Raw genomic sequence first — 15,601 nt, 5'->3', positions numbered from 1 at the left:
TCAGATTGGGCTCGGTGAGATTGGGCCCGATCGGATTGGGGGCGCTCGATCTGCGGCTGTTCAGGCATAGAGGCCTCCCTCGTTCCGGGTGCGTCTGGCCGCGCGGCGGCGCAGGATTTCGGCGATTGTCATCAACAGGAAGGAGGCAACCAGAAGCAGCGTGCCCAGCGCCAGCACGCCGGGCAGTTTCGAGGCGAAGCGCAACTGGCCCCAGATGTAGATCGGCAGCGTCGCTTCGGTGCCGGTCAGGAAGAAGGCTATGATGAACTCGTCGAGCGAGATGGTGAAGCAGACGAGCAGGCTGGAGATGATGGCCGGCGCCACCATCGGCAGCGTCACGCGGCGGAAGGTGCCGAAGGCGCTTTCGCCGAGATCGGCGGAGGCTTCCTCCAGGCTGCGGTCGAAACCTTCGAATCCGGAGGTCAGCACCGTCATCGAATAGGGAATGCAGACCAGCACATGGCCGAGCACGACGGTGAACAGGGAGAGGCTGAGGCCTAGTTGCAGCATGACCAGCAGCATCGAGATGGCGACGATCACCTCGGGCAGCACCAGCGGCGCCATGATCAGGCCGTTGATGGCGCGGCGCCCGGGATAGCGGTAGCGGGTGATCGAACGGGCGGCGAGGATGCCGAGCACGGTGGCCAGAACCGAGGCGCAGACGCCGACTTTCAGGCTGTTCCAGGCGGCATCGAGCAGGGCCGGTGTGTGCGGCAGGTCCGCATACCATTGCAGCGTGAAGCCGGTGAGCGGGAATTTCGGCGTCGGCGCCGTGTTGATCGAGAAGATCGGCAGGAAGATGACGGGCAGGTAAAGGAAGACGATATAGAGGAACGCATAGACGGACAGCCAGCCGCCTGACAGGAAGCCCCGCGCCCTCATCGTGCCAGCCTCTGCAGTGCGCGGATGATCAGCACCGTGGCGCCGGCCATCAGGGTGACGATCAGCATGGTGGTGACGGAAAGGGCGGCCCCAAGCGGCCAGTTGGCGGCCTTGCCGAACTGCGCCTGGATGGCGTTGGCGATCATGACGCCGTCCTTGCCGCCGACCAGCTTCGGCGTGACATAGTCGCCGACGGTCGGGATCATGACGATCAGCGCCGCCGAGATGACGCCCGGCGCCGACAGCGGCAAGGTCACGCGCAGGAATGAACGCAAGGGACCATCGCCGAGATCGGTGGCTGCCTCGACCAGCGTGCGGTCGACTTTTTCCAGCGAGACGAAGATCGGCAGGATGGCGAAGGCCGCCCAGGCGTGGGTGAGGGTGATGATGACGGCGCTCGAATTGTAGAGTAGCGCCGTCGACGGCTCGTCGATGATGCCGAGGCCCATCAGGCCGGAATTCAAGACGCCATTGTAGCCGAGGATGACCTTCCACGACATCACGCGCAAGAGATAGCTGGTCCAGAACGGAATGGTGATGAGGAACAGCCACAGGCTCTTGTGGCGGCCGCCATGGAAGGAAATGAAATAGGCGATCGGGTAGGCGAGGATGACGGTGAACAGGCTGACCGTCAGCGAGATGTAGAGCGAGCGCCACAACAGATCGCGGTAGATCGGCTCGGTCAGCGCCACGCGGTAGTTTTCCAGCGTGAAGGTGCGGTCGATGGTCAGGTAGTGCTGCGTCCAGAAGGAGTGGGCGATGACCACCAGGATCGGCAGGACCAGCAGGATGAGGGCGTAGAGAAAGGTCGGGCTGATCAGGGCAAAGCCCTGGACGGGTTCGGATTGCAGAAGGGCATTTCGTCTGGCCCGCGTCATGCGCAACGGGGGCGACCCTTCCACAGCCGCCGTCATTGCCAGACTCCGGGCGGCCAGACTCCGGGGAGCAGGGCTCCGGGCGTGATCTCGGTTGCTGGCCTGGACTGTTCCGCCATGCGGCATCCCATTGTGCTGACGCCGGCTGTTTGTTCCCACTTATCCTTGGAACGCGATCGAAAACAAAACCGGTGACCACTTTTGCTGGTCGCGTTCCTAGCTTGCCGGCTTTCTTTCATCATGCGCGCATCCTTGGATTGAAATCAAGCGCTATTTCTGAGATATTGATTGAACGGACATTCAAAATTAGGTGAAGAAAGCCGCCATTTCCGGCCTTTGCCGCCGAGTTTGAAGCTCAAGAAAAATCGACAGAGATGTGGAGACGACAATGGCTGCGGTGAGGGACCTGAAGGCGACCGAAATGGCGGCGTCCGGTGGCGACGATGCCATTGAACTGGGCAAGCGCCATCTCATCCAGCCCTGGCCTTATGCCGGTTCCGTCGGTGCGGAAGCCCGCGCGCTGATCGGCGAGGGCGACGGCATCTACATCACCGACAGCACCGGCAAGCGGCTGATCGACGGGCCTGCCGGCATGTGGTGCGTCAATGTCGGCCACCGCCGCGAGGAACTGGCCAGGGTGATGTACGAGCAGGCGATGACGCTGTCCTACAACACGCCCTGGTACACGATGAACGCGCCGTCGGCCGAACTTGCCATGCGCATCGCTGGCCATGCGCCTGATGATCTAAGCCATGTCTTCTACACGACCGGCGGCTCGTCGGCCGTGGAGACGGCGCTGCGCTTCATGCAGTTCTACAACAATGTGCGCGGCCGGCCGGAAAAGAAGCTGATCCTGTCGCGCGGCGGCGCCTATCATGGCTCGACCTATCTGTCGGCCTCGCTCAATGGCCGCCCGCGCGACCGCGACTGGATGGACGGCGCCGACGAGCTGGTGATCAAACTGTCCTCGCCCGATCCGTTCCGCCGCCCGCAAGGCATGAGCCTTGCTGCCTTCACCGACTTCCTCGTCGATCAGTTCCGCGACACTGTCGCCCGTGTCGGCGCCGACAAGATCGGCGCGTTCGTCGGCGAGCCCGTGCAGGCATCGGGGGGTGTCGTGATCCCGCCGGACGGCTATCTCAAGCGCATCCGCGAGATCTGCCGCGACAACGATATCCTCTATGTCTCCGACGAGGTGGTGACGGGCTTCGGCCGGCTTGGCCATGTCTTCGCCTCGGGCGACGTGTTCGGCATCGATCCCGACATGATCACCTTCGCCAAGGGCGTCACCTCGGGCTATTTCCCGCTCGGCGGCGTCATCATCTCGGAACGGCTGCTGCAGGAGTTGCGCCGTTCGAACCATCCCGACGCGATGTTCGGCCATGGCCTGACCTATACCAGCCACCCCGTCGGCTGCGCCGTGGCGTTGAAAAACCTCGACCTGCTGGAAGAGAGCGTGCTTTCGCACACGCGCGCCGTCGCGCCCTATTTCCAGGCGCAGCTGAAGACGCTGGAAGAGCTGCCGCTGGTCGGCGAGGTGCGCGGCGCCGGATTGATGGGCTGCGTCGAATGCGTCGCCGACCGCGAAAGCAAGGACCCGCTGCAGCTCGACAAGGATGTCGGCAAACGCATCGACGCCCACTGCCATGAGCTCGGCCTGCTGGTGCGGCCGCTGATCAACATGTGCGTGATGTCGCCGCCGCTGATCATCACGCGCGAACAGATCGACGACATGGTCGGCATCTTGCGCGAGGGCATTTCGCGGACCATGGATGATCTGAGGAAAGAAGGCGTGTGGCGGGGGTAAAATTATCCCTTCTCCCCGTTCACGGGGAGAAGGAAGCTACGACCGCGACCTCAGCGCGTCGTTCAAATTCCACATGTCCTTCTCCTCCGGCGCCGTCTCCAAGCCCAGCACCGGCAGCATCTTGCGCAGATGATCGTGGTGCGTGCGCACGCCATATTCGAGGTCGGAGAGATAAAAGCCCTCGAAGGCTTCGGACAGCATGGATTCGTTCGACCACACCGACAGCTGGACATCTTCCGACATGGTGTCGCGGTCGATGCGGAAGGAGAGGTAGCGGGCGGCGGCCTGCTCGCGGCTTTCGTCGCGGTAGCGGTAGATGGCGCCGCGCAGCAGGGTCTCGCCCGTCGACAGCGGAAACTCCTGATAGAACTGCACGGATTCCGGCATCACCGAAATGACCGCGTTGGGGAAGATGCCGTAATAGACCCAGGCCTTCTTCAGATAGTCCGGCAGATGCGCCGGCTCCGGCGCGATCTTGACGTAGTTCTTGACGCTCCAGCGGCGGCCGGCATGCGGATTGTAGGTGGCGAAGGAGCGCGACACGCCATTGATGAAGGGCTCGTCGAAATAGGTCGCGCCATAAAGATCCTGCAGGGCAGGGTGGGCCATGGCGACGTGATAGCCCTCATTGTCGACATCGCGCACCGACTTCCAGTTGACCGGCGTCTTCTGGGTCCAGATGCCCCAGGACGGCACCATGCCGGCGGCCTTGTAATGCGCGAATTCGGGCTCGATCGGCTTCATCAGCTCAGCGACCGAAGGCTGCGGTCCGCCATTGCGGAAGCGGATGAAGATAAAACCCATCCAGACTTCGAGGTCGAGCTGCATCAGGCCGAACTCGGTCTTGTCGAGATCGGGGAAGGAGCGCGGGCGCGCGGCGCCGCGTAGCGTGCCGTCGAGATTGTAGACCCAGCCATGGAACGGGCACACCAGCGCGTTCTTGCAATTGCCCTGGCTGTCGGCGACGACACGGCTGCCGCGGTGGCGGCACATATTGTTGAAGCCGCGCACGACGCCGTCCTTGCCGCGCACGATCAAGGCGCGTTCGCCGACCACATCCATGGTCAGATAGTCGCCGGCGTTCGGGATGTCGCAGACATGGCCGACGATCTGCCAATGATTGCGGAAAACATGCTCCTTCTCGAGCTCGAGAAGGGCATCGGAATGGTAACTCCAGCCCGGTAGTCCCCGCCGGTCCCAATCGTTGGGGATCGCCACGTCACGGAGGTGCGGGTTCATAAAACGTCTCTTCTTTTTGTTGAATAATCATTCAATAAAATCATATTTTGCATTGAAATGCAATGGTTTGTGAAAACTCGAAAGATTTCGTGCCAAAGTCCAGGCGTCGTCCTCCGCTGAATTCGATGCGGCTGCTGCGCGAGAAAATCGCGGAGAATCCGGGTGTTAGCCCCGGTTTCCGAAATGCCATTTCAGCGTGACTTCGCAAAGCGCACGGGCTGCAGAACAGGTCGCCTTGCCGGTGGCAAGAACGTTCGCCGCGCTCTGGCCCATCGCTGTGCGGCAGGCGCCTGGGTTGGGACTGCCTGGCGGGAGCCGACCTGGGATTACCTTGCTCGCTAAGTGTGAGGCGGAATGACCGATTTTGCCCGGTTTTGCCCGAAACTGCTGTTTCAATTCCGTTACATTGCCAGAGCTACGCCAATTTTGTGCTGTTACAAAGTGCGATTAAGTTCGTTTCATCATCAAAAAGAAACGCAGCGAAGGGGAAGGCAATGCATGCGAAAATCGAGATCGTCACCAGCGAACACCGCCTCCAGGCTCCAGAGCGCGTTGATCGCCGCCCGAAACTGGCGCTACGCCAATGCGCCAACGACCACCCCATGGCCATGTTCATGGGGCTGGCTGCTTGCGCCGTCATCGGCATGGCGCTCACGCCGACGGTCGGGCCGGCCTTCGCCTCGCTGAATCCGCCGGCCAATGTGGTCGACGGGGCGCCGACGACAATCAAGACCGCTCGGCTGCCGATGCCGACGCTCGACTTCGCCTGCAAGGGGCAGGCATGGGGTGCCGAGAGCGTCGATTGCCTGCGCGCCATCGCCGAACAGTCCGGGACGCACAAGGCCCGCGCGATCCGCATGATCGCCAATGCCGCGCCGCTGACCAACACGCCAAACATTTTCTGATTTCCGTCGAAGCGTGATCCCGGAACCGTTCCCTTTCGGGATCCTGCTCTGACCTCCCCGAGCGCTCCTCCAGCGCTCCATTCAGCTCCCGCCGCACAGTCGGCCGGGAGCTTCTTTTTTAGCCTTTCAACGCGGCCTGCTCGGCGATGGATGAAAGCACGCTGCGCACGTCCAGCGTGCTGAACGGCTTTTCCAGGATCTGCGGCCGCTGCTGCGCCGGCAAGGCTTCGATTTCCGCCTTGGCGCCGATCAGATCGCCGGTGACCAGCACGAAACGCCGTGCCAGTTCGGGCCGCTCGGCAAGCAGTTCGCGGTAGATGGCCATGCCAGATGTGCCGGGCATGCGCAGGTCCGAAAAGACGATGTCGGGCGGCATGTGGCCGCTCAAGGTGGCGGCACCCGATTCCCAGACCGGCGCGATGCGCGACTTGATGCCCATCAATTCGAGAATGTCGGACAAGGAGCCCGCGACATCAGGCTCGTCGTCGATGATCAAGGCATGACGCAGGCCGCTTGAGCGTGGCTGGCTCTCGCCGGCCGCGGCGATGCCCGCCGAAATGGCCGGCAACTGGACAACGAAACGCGCGCCTCGAGGCAGCACTTCCTCGAACCAGACACTGCCATTGTGCCGCTCGATGATCGATTTCGAGATCGACAGGCCGATGCCGGTGCCAACACCGACCGGCTTGGTGGTGAAGTAGGATTCGAAGATGCGGTTGCGGATCGCTTCGGGAATGCCGGGCCCGTTGTCCTCGACCGAGAAGCAGGGATTGTCGCGATCGCTGCGGAAGGTCCGCACCTTGATCAGCCGGTCGCCGGCAATGCCGGCCAGTGCGTGCTGGCTGTTGATGAGGAAATTGGCCGCCACTTGCGTCACGTGGTCGGCGTCCGCCATGGCCAGCAGCGGACCCGGCGCGAAATCGGTGTCGATGATGATGCCGCTCGAGCGTGCGCCATAGGCGGTCACCTCGAGAGCGGCGCGGATCACCTGGTTGAGATCGGTCTCGGCCTGGGCCGCGGGATGCAGCCGGACCATCGACAGGAAGCTCTTGACGATGCGGCCGCAGCGCTCGGCGGCGGCACGCACCTTCTCGGCACGAACCTTGGTCTGCGGGTCGGAGGCGAATTCGTGCAACAGCGTCGATTGCGCGACCACCACCGCCAGTGGATTGTTGAGCTCGTGCGAAACACCGGCAAGCAGCGAGCCCATCGCCGCCATCTTCTCGTTCTGGTGCAGCTTCTCGCGCTGCCGGTTGATCTCTTCCTCGGCACGCAGCCTGTCGCGCAGGTCGCGGATCGAGCCGAAGATCAGGCGGCGGTCGGCGACGCGCATCTCGGTCGCCGTCAGCTCGATAGGAAACACCTCGCCGGCGGCATTCTGCGTTACGGTCTCGAGCCGCTGGCCGACCATCGGCGCGCCGCGGCCCGACATGTAGTCGGCACCCGAGGAATAGCCCTTGCGGTAGTATTCCGGCACGACGGTGTCGAGCAGGTCCTTGCCGAGGATGTCGCTGCGCTGGAAGCCGAACATCTTTTCGGCGGCAGGATTGAATTCGATGATCGAGCCCGCCTCGTCGATGACGATGATGGCGTCGAGCGAAGCCTGCAGCATGGTGCGGCGGATCACTTCGCTGGCATGGGCGTCGGAGGGCGAGTGCTCGATGGCGTCGCCGATGGCGAGCGCGATGATGTGCAGCGTCGCCTCCTCCTCGTCGGTCCACTCGCGCTCGTCGACGCAGTCATTGACGGCGAGCGTGCCCCACAGATGGCCATGGGCGAAGACCGACACCGACAGGAACGACTTGATGTTCTGCTTTTCGAAATCGGTTCTCAGGAACCCTTCGAGATTGCGCGTGTGCCCGGCAAAGATCTTGCCCTGCCGTTCGTCCTCGGCGACGCGCTCCAGCAGGGGGTCCGAATTGACGATCGACTGCATGATCACGGTCGGCGAGGCCAGTTCTCCGCCAAAGTCGGGGTCGATCCAGTAGGCGGCAACCGACTGGGCAAAACCCTGGCCCGGCAGTTCGCGCAAGCGGAACAGGATGCCGCGCTGGCATTCGATGGCCCGGCAAAGGGTTTCCAGTATGCCGTCCATCTCGCGCTGCCAGTCGCCGGCCTCGCGCAGCCGGCGAACGACGCGCACGGCCGCCATCGCAGCGCCCTGCCTGAAACCCTGCATATCCCTGCTTGTTGCTTCGCCCGTCATTTTCAGCCGTTGTTCTAAAGTATGCCTATCCGATCGGCCCAATTCGATCGGCGAGCAACGGCTGTGAACCTGAGACCCTGTGGGCCTGGCGCTCAGTTGCTGTCGCCGGTCGGCAGCGAGAAGATATAGCCTTCGCCGCGCACCGTGCGCAGAAATTTCGGGTTGGCCGGATCCGCCTCGATCTTCTTGCGCAGGCGCATGATGCGAATGTCGACGGCGCGCGATGATTCCGGATCCTCGGTGAAGCCGATTGCCTCCGAGATCGCGGCGCGGGTCAGCAGCCGGTTGGCGCGGGTCAGGAAAACCTCCAGCACATCGAATTCGCTCTTGGCCATGTCGATCACTGTGCCATTGGCGCCGGTGACCAGCCTGCCGTCAAGATCGGCCTGGAACGGGCCGAAGGCGACGGAACGGCGGTCCGTCCTGATCTTCCTGTCGAGCAGTTCCGTCGGCTGCGGAACGCGGCGCAGCACGCTGCGCACCCTCGCCAGCACTTCGCGCAGTTCGTATGGCTTGACGATATAGTCGTCGGCGCCGAGCTCCAGCCCGACGATGCGGTCGAGCGCCGTGCCGGCGGCGGTGGCGTAGATGATGCCGATCGGCATTCTCGAGCGCAGCCAGCGGCCGAGCGACAGCCCGTCCTCGCCGGGCATGGCGATGTCGAGAATGGCCAGATGAAAGGCTTGGGTCTCGATCAGGCTGCGCGCGGCGGCTGCGGTTTCAGCGGTCGCCACATCATAGCCGGCGGCGCCGAGATACTCGGCAACCGCGTCCCTCAGGTCGGGCTCGTCCTCGACGATCACTATTCTTGCCCGCACGATGCTCTCGCTCCCACTTTCAGTGGAAAGTAGATTGGGTATAAACATCATGTCCAGCACTCATATCCGGTTGCAAGGGAACGGTTGAAAAACATGGCTGCACGAGCGGTTATTGCGCTTGTTTCCGTCGCCGACGTGGTCGCGACCGAACTTGCCGACCATCTCGACCGGCGTGGCCATGATGTGCGGCAGGCGCGACAGCCCTGGGAGGCGGAATCGCTGCTGGCGGGCGGAGGCATCGATGTCGTTGTCGTCGGTGACAGTCTCAGCCAGGCGGAAGGGCGGGATCTGCTCAGGCGTTATGGCGGCCAAGGCGAGGGCGGCCGGGACGGACCCGATTTCATCCTGATCTGCCGGCCGTCCGATCTCGTCGACAAGGTGCTGGCGCTCGAACTGGGTGCGGCCGACGTCGTCGAAAGCCCGCTCAATGTCAGGGAGCTTGCCGCCAGGGTCGGCGGCCTGCTGTCGCGTCGTGGCAGGGGCACGCAGGAACTGATCGTGCTGGAGAACGCGACCGTCGATCTGAGATCGGCCATCGTCATGCACCGGTCCGGTACGGAGGAACAGCTTTCGCCCGGCCAGGTGGCGCTGCTCAGGCTGTTCCTGGCGAGCCCCCGCAAGGTGCTGACGCGTGACGACATCATCGCCGCGGCACCGGCCGAGAATGCCGACGCCTTCGATCGTTCGATCAATTCGCGCATCGTGCGGCTGCGCCGCAAGCTCGACACAGAGACCATCACCACCATACGTGGCGCGGGCTACCGGTTCGATCCGCCGCAGCAATTCACCGACTGAGGGCAGCGTACGCGGGCTATCTTTCTGGCTGAGCATCGGATTTTCCTCCTGCCGATGCTCCCGCGGTTCAGCGCACCACCAGCAGCGACGGACCCGATGGCATGTCGCTGCTCACGACGAGTACGTTTGCGTGGGCTCGCTCCTTGAGGAGCACGGTGGCCAGGGCGGCAAAGCCAAGCAGGCCCTGCGCATAGAGCAGTGCGGAAAGCACAGAGGCGGCGAATTTCGTCTTCATCGTTCCAACTCCCCAGAATTCTTCAAAAATGAGTATGTCGCGGGTCGCTTCAGGAAACTCCCGAAGTGCCCGCGCCGCTCACGGAGCCCCCCGCTGCGGCGCGGGCCTTCGGTCCTCGCGGCAGCAAGTTGCCGGAGGGGCCGCGCAATGCCAGCAACCGAAGGCCAACCCGCCAGAGGGCCTTGAGCCGGATGATGCGCAGGCTGGAAACAATCCAGACCGAGGCGGAAAACAGGGCGACGTGCAGGGTAGAAATCTCGCTCGAACTCATCGCCGCCAGCCTTGCCTCGGAGCCGCCGGCAACCGTGCCGACACCGCCTATGACTGCTGCTGCGATGCTGATCCTGAAGAGCCAGGATCGCGTGTTCGTTTTCGTTCCCATGGTCGTTGCCGTCTGCTTTCGTTACGTCAACCTTGCGGTCAGCCCGTATCCGGATCATGCCGCCCGAAACCGCGCTTTGTTGCCGATTGGTTTCGAGATTGCCCATCGATCTTTCATATAGACGCAATTCGAACTTTCGTTTTGCGGGGAATACCTATGTGCTGCACATCGCTGCCGTCGTCGGGATGCGATCGTCGTCGCTATGGCCGCTTGGCCTGTTAACCAGAGGAAACAGATTCGAAACACAAACGAGCATTTCGCGAAATCTCGCCGAAACATGCCGCAACGATAACCCGCTCATCGAATTGGAGCCGGCCTGACCGGCAGAGAGAGGGGACATCATGCACACCACCATTTCCGCCAAGCTCATCAACATCACCGCCGCCGCGCTCACGGGTGCAGCACTTCTGTTCGGCGCCAACGCAGCCCATGCCGCCAACAAGATCGTGGCGCGGGTCTCGCTTTCGCAGCAGATCATGGAGGTCTCGGTCGATGGCCGGCCGACTTTCGCCTGGAAGGTTTCCACCGGTGACCGGGCGCATGTGACGCCGACCGGCTCGTTCAAGCCGACGCGCATGCATGAGATGTGGTACTCGAAGAAGTACGACAACGCGCCGATGCCGCATTCGGTGTTCTTCAGCGGCGGCTACGCGGTGCATGCCACCTATGCCATCAAGCGCCTCGGCCAGCCGGCCTCGCATGGCTGCGTGCGGCTGCACCCGGACAATGCGGCCGATTTCTATCAGCTGGTCGAGACCTTCGGGCCGGCCAACACCAGCATCGTCATCGTCAAGTAGCAGGCTGTGGGCAGGCCGGCGGACTGCCGCGCCTGTTCAGGACTCCTGCCGGACCATTCCGGCGGTATTGAGCGCAGCCAAAAAAAGAGGCCGGATTTTTCCGGCCTCTTTTTTGTTCTTCGGCTTCTATCAGTCCGGCAATGCCGGCATCAGCCTCGGATCCGGCTTTTCAGCAAGATGCGGCAGGTCCTTGCTGGCGATGAAGGTGTAGAACATCGGCACGACGAAGAGCGTGAACATGGTGCCGACCAGGATGCCGGTGAAGATGACCAGGCCCATCGAATAGCGGGCAGCAGCACCGGCGCCGCTCGATGTGATCAGCGGTACGACGCCTAGCGCCATAGCCGCCGTCGTCATCAGGATCGGCCGCAGGCGCACCTTGGCCGAGGCGATGATGGCGTCGCGCCGCCGCAGGCCATGCGCCTCGCGCTGCTGGTTGGCGAATTCGACCAGCAGGATGCCGTGCTTGGTGATCAGGCCGATCAGCGTAATCAGACCCACCTGCGTGTAGATGTTGAGCGTGCCGAGACCGAGATTGAGCGGCACGATCGCGCCGAAGATCGACAGCGGCACCGCCATCATGATGATGAGCGGATCGCGGAAGCTTTCAAACTGCGCCGCCAGCACCAGGTAGATGACGATGACGGCTGCTGCGAAAGCGATCAGGATGGTGTTGCCCTGTTCCTTCTCCTGCCGGGACTGGCCGGAATAGTCGATGAAGAAGGTGTCGGGCAGGCTCTCCCTGGCAATGTCCTCGAGGACCTTCAAACCGTCGCCCGTGGTGACGCCGGGCAGGGGCAGCGCCGAGATAGTCGACGAATTCAGCTGGTTGAACTGTTCGATCGCCGCCGGCGAGGCATTGTTGGAGATATTCACCACCGCCGACAGCGGCACCATCTCGCCCGTTGCGCTGCGCACGAAATATTCGCCGAGCTTTTCGGGGTTGTCGCGGAATTGCTGCGGCACCTGGGGGATGATGTCATAGCTGTTGGAGTCGCGGTCGAACTGCGCCACTTCGGCACCGCCGACCAGCAGCGTCAGCGTCCGGCCGATATCGGCGATCGGCAGGTTCAGCGCGGCGGCTCGGTCGCGGTCGATGGTGACCGTCACCTGCGGCGAATCGTAAGACATCGAGTTCTGCACGACGATGAAACGGCCGGAGGCCTGTGCCTTGTTCTTGATCTGCTCAGCGGCCTTGTACACTTCCGCGGAATCGCCGGTCGAGCGCACGACCAGGGCGATCGGCAGGCCGCCACCGGAGCCCGGCAGCGTCGGCGGTGCGAAGACGAAGGCCTGCACGCCCGCCACCTTCGCGATACGAGCCGTGATGTCGGCCTGCAGTTCCTTCGAATTGCGCTTGCGCTCCGCCCAATCCTTGAAGGCAAAGCCGACAAAGGCGCTGTTTGTCGTGCCACCGAAGGCGACCGCCGAGAACTGCGCCCGCGTTTCGGGAATATCCATCACCAGTCCGAGCATCTGGTTCACATAGGTTTCGGTGTAATCCGATGTCGCATAGGTCGGCGCGGTCACGAGCGAGAGCAGGAAGCCCTGATCCTCTTCGGGCGCCAGCTCGCTCGAGGTCTTGGTGAACATGAAGCCGGTCACGCCGACGAGCGCGAGCACGATGATCAACGTCAAAGGACGATAGTTCAGCGAACCGGTGACGGCACGCTCATAGACGTGCTCGACCCGCGCGAAAATGCCGTCGACAATGCGCTGGAAACGGCCCGGCGTGCCGGCCTTCAAGAGACGCGCCGACATCATCGGGGTGATGGTGACGGCGATGACGCCCGACAGCACCACCGAGCCGGCGAGCGTCACCGCGAACTCGCGGAACAGCGCGCCGGTCAGGCCGCCGGTGAAGGCCAGCGGCGCGAACACGGCGGCCAGCGTCATGGTCATGGCGACGATGGCCGAGGCGATCTCGCGCATGCCGCTGAACGCCGCCTGCATCGGCGTCATGTGGTCTTCTTCCATGTGGCGGTGGATGTTCTCCACCACCACGATGGCATCGTCGACGACAAGACCGATCGCCAGCACCATGGCCAGCAGCGACAGAAGGTTGATCGAATAGCCGACCGCAAACAACAGGAAGCAGACGCCGATCAGCGACAACGGAATGGTGATGATCGGCATCATCACCGAACGGAACGAGCCGAGGAACAGAAGGATGACCACGACGACGATGGCAACAGCCTCGCCGATGGTCTTGAACACCTCCTCGATCGAGGCGCTGATCTGCCCGGTCGCGTCGTAGACGACCTCGATCGTCATGCCTTTCGGCAGCGTTTCCTGGATCTGCGGCACAAGCTTGGTGAGCGCTGCCGCGGTGGTCAGCGGGTTGGCTGCAGGGGTTGGGAAGATGGCGAGGAAGGTGCCGGGCTTGCCGTTGAACGAGACCCTGGTGTCGGTATTTTCAGCGCCGAGTTCGACGCGGGCCACGTCGCGCAGCCGCACCACATTGCCGTCGGTCGAGCGCAGGGGCAGTTCGGCGAAGGCTTCCGGCGTCTGCAGCGTCGAGCGCACGGTGATCGACGAAACGACATATTCGTTCTGGGTGTTGCCGGGCGCCGACAGGAAGTTGGAATTGTTGATCGCCGTCAGCACTTCCGCCGCCGTTACACCGCGTGCGGCAAGCCGGACAGGGTCGATCCAGACGCGCATCGAATATTGCTGGGCGCCGAAGATCTGGACGTCGGCGACACCTTCGACCGTCGACATGCGGGGCCGGATGACGCGCTCGATATACTCCGTCAGCTGCTCCTTCGTCATGTTCGGATTCTGCATCGAGATGTACATCATCGCGAACTGCTGGCCGGTGCCCTTGACGATGACAGGGTCCTTGGAAGCGTCCGGCAAGGTGCCGCGCACGCCCTGGACCTTGGACAGCACTTCGGTCAGCGCCACGTCGGGGTTGGAGCCGAGCTTCATCTGCACCGTCACGGTGCTGGAGGACGGACGGCTGGACGAAGTGACGTAGTCGATGTTCTCGGTCGAGGCGACGGCGCGCGCGATCGGGGCGGAAATGAAGCCCTGGATCAGGTCGGCGCTGGCGCCCGGATAGGCCGTCGTAATCGTGATCGCGGTTTCGTCCACCTTCGGATACTGGCGGATCGACAGGTTGAAGATGCCCTGGAAACCCAGGAGCAGGATCATGCAGGCAAGGACCGTCGACAGGACGGGCCGGCGAATGAAGAGATCGGAAAAGCTCATTGCTGGTCGGCCTGCTTGTTCGCCGATTTGGTCGGGTCGATGGTGTTGTCGACATTGACGGACATGCCGTTGAAGAGGCGGTTCTGACCTGCCGTGACGACCTCGTCGCCGGCCTTCAGCCCTTCGACGATCTCGACCATGCCCTGATTGCGGCGGCCGGGCTTGACGAAGACCTGAGACAGCACCAGCGCGGGCTTGTCGCCCTCCGCCGCCGGCTTGGCCGGGTCGGCAGCCGGTTTGGCGGCGTCGGGAGCGGCTTTGTCAGCCGGCTTTGCAGCGTCGGCGGCAGGCTTCATGGCATCAGCCGCCGGCTTCATGGCATCGGCAGCTGGTTTCATCGCGTCCGCCGGCTTGGCATCCGCCGGCTTGTCGGTGGCCGCCGCGGCCGGCTTTTCTTCCGGCTTGGCGGGCTGCGCCGGCGCAGCGCCGGCGGGCTTGGCCGGCTGCACCACGAAGATGTAATCGCCATAGAGGCTGGTGGTCAGTGCCGTCTGCGGCAGCGACAGCACGTTCTGCTCCTCGGGCAGTTCGACACGCACCTGCACGAACTGGCCAGGGGTCAGCTTGCCGTCGGGATTGGCGACTTCCGCCCGGATGTTCACCAGCCGGCTGGACGGGTCGATCTTGGGGTCGATGCCGCGGATTTCGCCGGCAAACGGCATGTCCCCGCCGCTCAAGCCCAGCCGAACCGTCTGGCCGATCTTGAGCAGCGGGAGCTGCTGTTCGGGGACCGAGAAATCGACCCGCATCGTGTCGAGATCCTGCAGTGTCACCACGGCGGTGCCGGGCGCCATATACTGGCCGATATCGATCTTCGGAATACCGACCGTGCCGCCGAAAGGCGCCGTCAGCTGCTTCTGGTCGAGCACGGCCTGCAGCTTGGTGACCTGAGACGCCGAAGCCGAGGCCGCCGCACGTGCGGTGTCCAGCGTCGAATCGGAGCCGACGCCGCGCCTGGTCAGTTCGATGGCACGGGTCAGCGATACCTGATCGAGGGCGGCCTGCGCCTTCTGCGCGTCGAGATCGGCGCGCTCGACGGCATCGTCGAGCTGCAGCAGCACCGCATTGGCCGCCACCTTCTGGTTGGCATGGAAAAGGATGTCCTTGACGATGCCGGTGGTCTCGACCGTTAGGTCGACGCCGCGCACGGCTCGCACCGTACCGATCGCCTCGACGCCCGGCGTCCAGCTCGACGGCTTGGCGATGGTCGTCGACACTGTCGCAGCCGGCGGCTTCATCGTGGCGAAATACTGCTTGATGCCGTTGTCGCGCAGGAAGTTGAAGCCGACGATGCCGCCGACCACAACGACCAGCACGGCCAGAACGAGAATGATGACGAAGAAACGGAGTATGCGCTTGAACAAGGAAGTCCCCTCAGTCGAAATCCGGCGCGAAGCGCGGACATCGGGACACATATCGACTGCGGGTCCCGATTTCAAATAGTGGC

At 63.2% G+C, this 15,601-nt stretch carries 13 protein-coding genes; 5 read left to right on the top strand and 8 right to left on the bottom strand.

Annotated features, from left to right (window positions below; all coding sequences use genetic code 11):
• Nucleotides 1-60: 60 nt before the first annotated feature.
• Nucleotides 61-882: an ABC transporter permease gene (locus tag ACLGL5_RS02810; protein ID WP_038650069.1), complete on the bottom strand. Its 822-nt coding sequence runs from the start codon at nucleotides 880-882 to the stop codon at nucleotides 61-63.
• Complete coding sequence (locus tag ACLGL5_RS02805; RefSeq protein ID WP_032931941.1) at nucleotides 879-1,796, bottom strand: ABC transporter permease; 918 nt, start codon at nucleotides 1,794-1,796, stop codon at nucleotides 879-881. Before ACLGL5_RS02805 ends, ACLGL5_RS02810 begins: the two co-directional genes overlap by 4 nt.
• Before the next feature lie 349 nt (nucleotides 1,797-2,145).
• Between ACLGL5_RS02805 and ACLGL5_RS02800 the strand changes: the two genes are divergently transcribed.
• Complete coding sequence (locus tag ACLGL5_RS02800; protein WP_494372865.1) at nucleotides 2,146-3,564, top strand: aminotransferase; 1,419 nt, start codon at nucleotides 2,146-2,148, stop codon at nucleotides 3,562-3,564.
• Between the two features lie 36 nt (nucleotides 3,565-3,600).
• On the opposite strand, the gene ACLGL5_RS02795 is transcribed toward ACLGL5_RS02800, so the two are convergent.
• Nucleotides 3,601-4,803, bottom strand: coding sequence for an aromatic ring-hydroxylating oxygenase subunit alpha (locus ACLGL5_RS02795; RefSeq protein ID WP_038650064.1), 1,203 nt, complete (start codon nucleotides 4,801-4,803; stop codon nucleotides 3,601-3,603).
• Between the two features lie 494 nt (nucleotides 4,804-5,297).
• Here ACLGL5_RS02795 and ACLGL5_RS02790 point away from each other — a divergent pair, with 494 nt between their 5' ends.
• On the top strand, nucleotides 5,298-5,708 hold the full coding sequence (locus tag ACLGL5_RS02790; protein WP_069090296.1) for a hypothetical protein: 411 nt from the start codon (nucleotides 5,298-5,300) through the stop codon (nucleotides 5,706-5,708).
• 118 nt (nucleotides 5,709-5,826) lie between these two features.
• On the opposite strand, the gene ACLGL5_RS02785 is transcribed toward ACLGL5_RS02790, so the two are convergent.
• Both ACLGL5_RS02785 and ACLGL5_RS02780 read right to left on the bottom strand, forming a co-directional pair.
• A complete protein-coding gene (locus ACLGL5_RS02785) occupies nucleotides 5,827-7,914 on the bottom strand; it encodes an ATP-binding protein (protein ID WP_069090295.1) in 2,088 nt (695 codons plus the stop codon).
• 92 nt (nucleotides 7,915-8,006) lie between these two features.
• Nucleotides 8,007-8,780 carry a response regulator gene (locus ACLGL5_RS02780; protein ID WP_171903316.1) on the bottom strand — a complete coding sequence of 258 codons (774 nt, stop codon included), beginning with the start codon at nucleotides 8,778-8,780 and terminating at the stop codon, nucleotides 8,007-8,009.
• Nucleotides 8,781-8,825: 45 nt separating this feature from the next.
• Between ACLGL5_RS02780 and ACLGL5_RS02775 the strand changes: the two genes are divergently transcribed.
• Nucleotides 8,826-9,527 carry a winged helix-turn-helix domain-containing protein gene (locus ACLGL5_RS02775; RefSeq protein WP_494372864.1) on the top strand — a complete coding sequence of 234 codons (702 nt, stop codon included), beginning with the start codon at nucleotides 8,826-8,828 and terminating at the stop codon, nucleotides 9,525-9,527.
• Nucleotides 9,528-9,594: 67 nt separating this feature from the next.
• Here ACLGL5_RS02775 and ACLGL5_RS02770 read toward each other — a convergent pair whose 3' ends face one another.
• Nucleotides 9,595-9,762, bottom strand: a complete 168-nt coding sequence (locus ACLGL5_RS02770; protein ID WP_083246442.1) for a hypothetical protein — start codon at nucleotides 9,760-9,762, stop codon at nucleotides 9,595-9,597.
• A gap of 194 nt (nucleotides 9,763-9,956) precedes the next feature.
• Here ACLGL5_RS02770 and ACLGL5_RS02765 point away from each other — a divergent pair, with 194 nt between their 5' ends.
• Complete coding sequence (locus ACLGL5_RS02765; protein ID WP_171903225.1) at nucleotides 9,957-10,265, top strand: hypothetical protein; 309 nt, start codon at nucleotides 9,957-9,959, stop codon at nucleotides 10,263-10,265.
• Nucleotides 10,266-10,485: 220 nt separating this feature from the next.
• Nucleotides 10,486-10,941: a L,D-transpeptidase gene (locus tag ACLGL5_RS02760; protein ID WP_069090292.1), complete on the top strand. Its 456-nt coding sequence runs from the start codon at nucleotides 10,486-10,488 to the stop codon at nucleotides 10,939-10,941.
• A gap of 129 nt (nucleotides 10,942-11,070) precedes the next feature.
• Here ACLGL5_RS02760 and ACLGL5_RS02755 read toward each other — a convergent pair whose 3' ends face one another.
• Nucleotides 11,071-14,154, bottom strand: a complete 3,084-nt coding sequence (locus ACLGL5_RS02755) for an efflux RND transporter permease subunit (protein ID WP_069090291.1) — start codon at nucleotides 14,152-14,154, stop codon at nucleotides 11,071-11,073.
• The gene (locus ACLGL5_RS02750; RefSeq protein ID WP_027047463.1) at nucleotides 14,151-15,518 is read right to left on the bottom strand and encodes an efflux RND transporter periplasmic adaptor subunit; all 1,368 of its coding nucleotides are present in this window, start codon (nucleotides 15,516-15,518) and stop codon (nucleotides 14,151-14,153) included. The genes ACLGL5_RS02755 and ACLGL5_RS02750 overlap by 4 nt, the downstream gene beginning before the upstream one ends.
• Nucleotides 15,519-15,601: the final 83 nt, after the last annotated feature.

Source organism: Mesorhizobium sp. U510 (assembly GCF_059180695.1).
The sequence above is the reverse complement of the archived record's forward strand: the minus strand, read 5'-3'. Positions and strand labels throughout refer to the sequence as shown.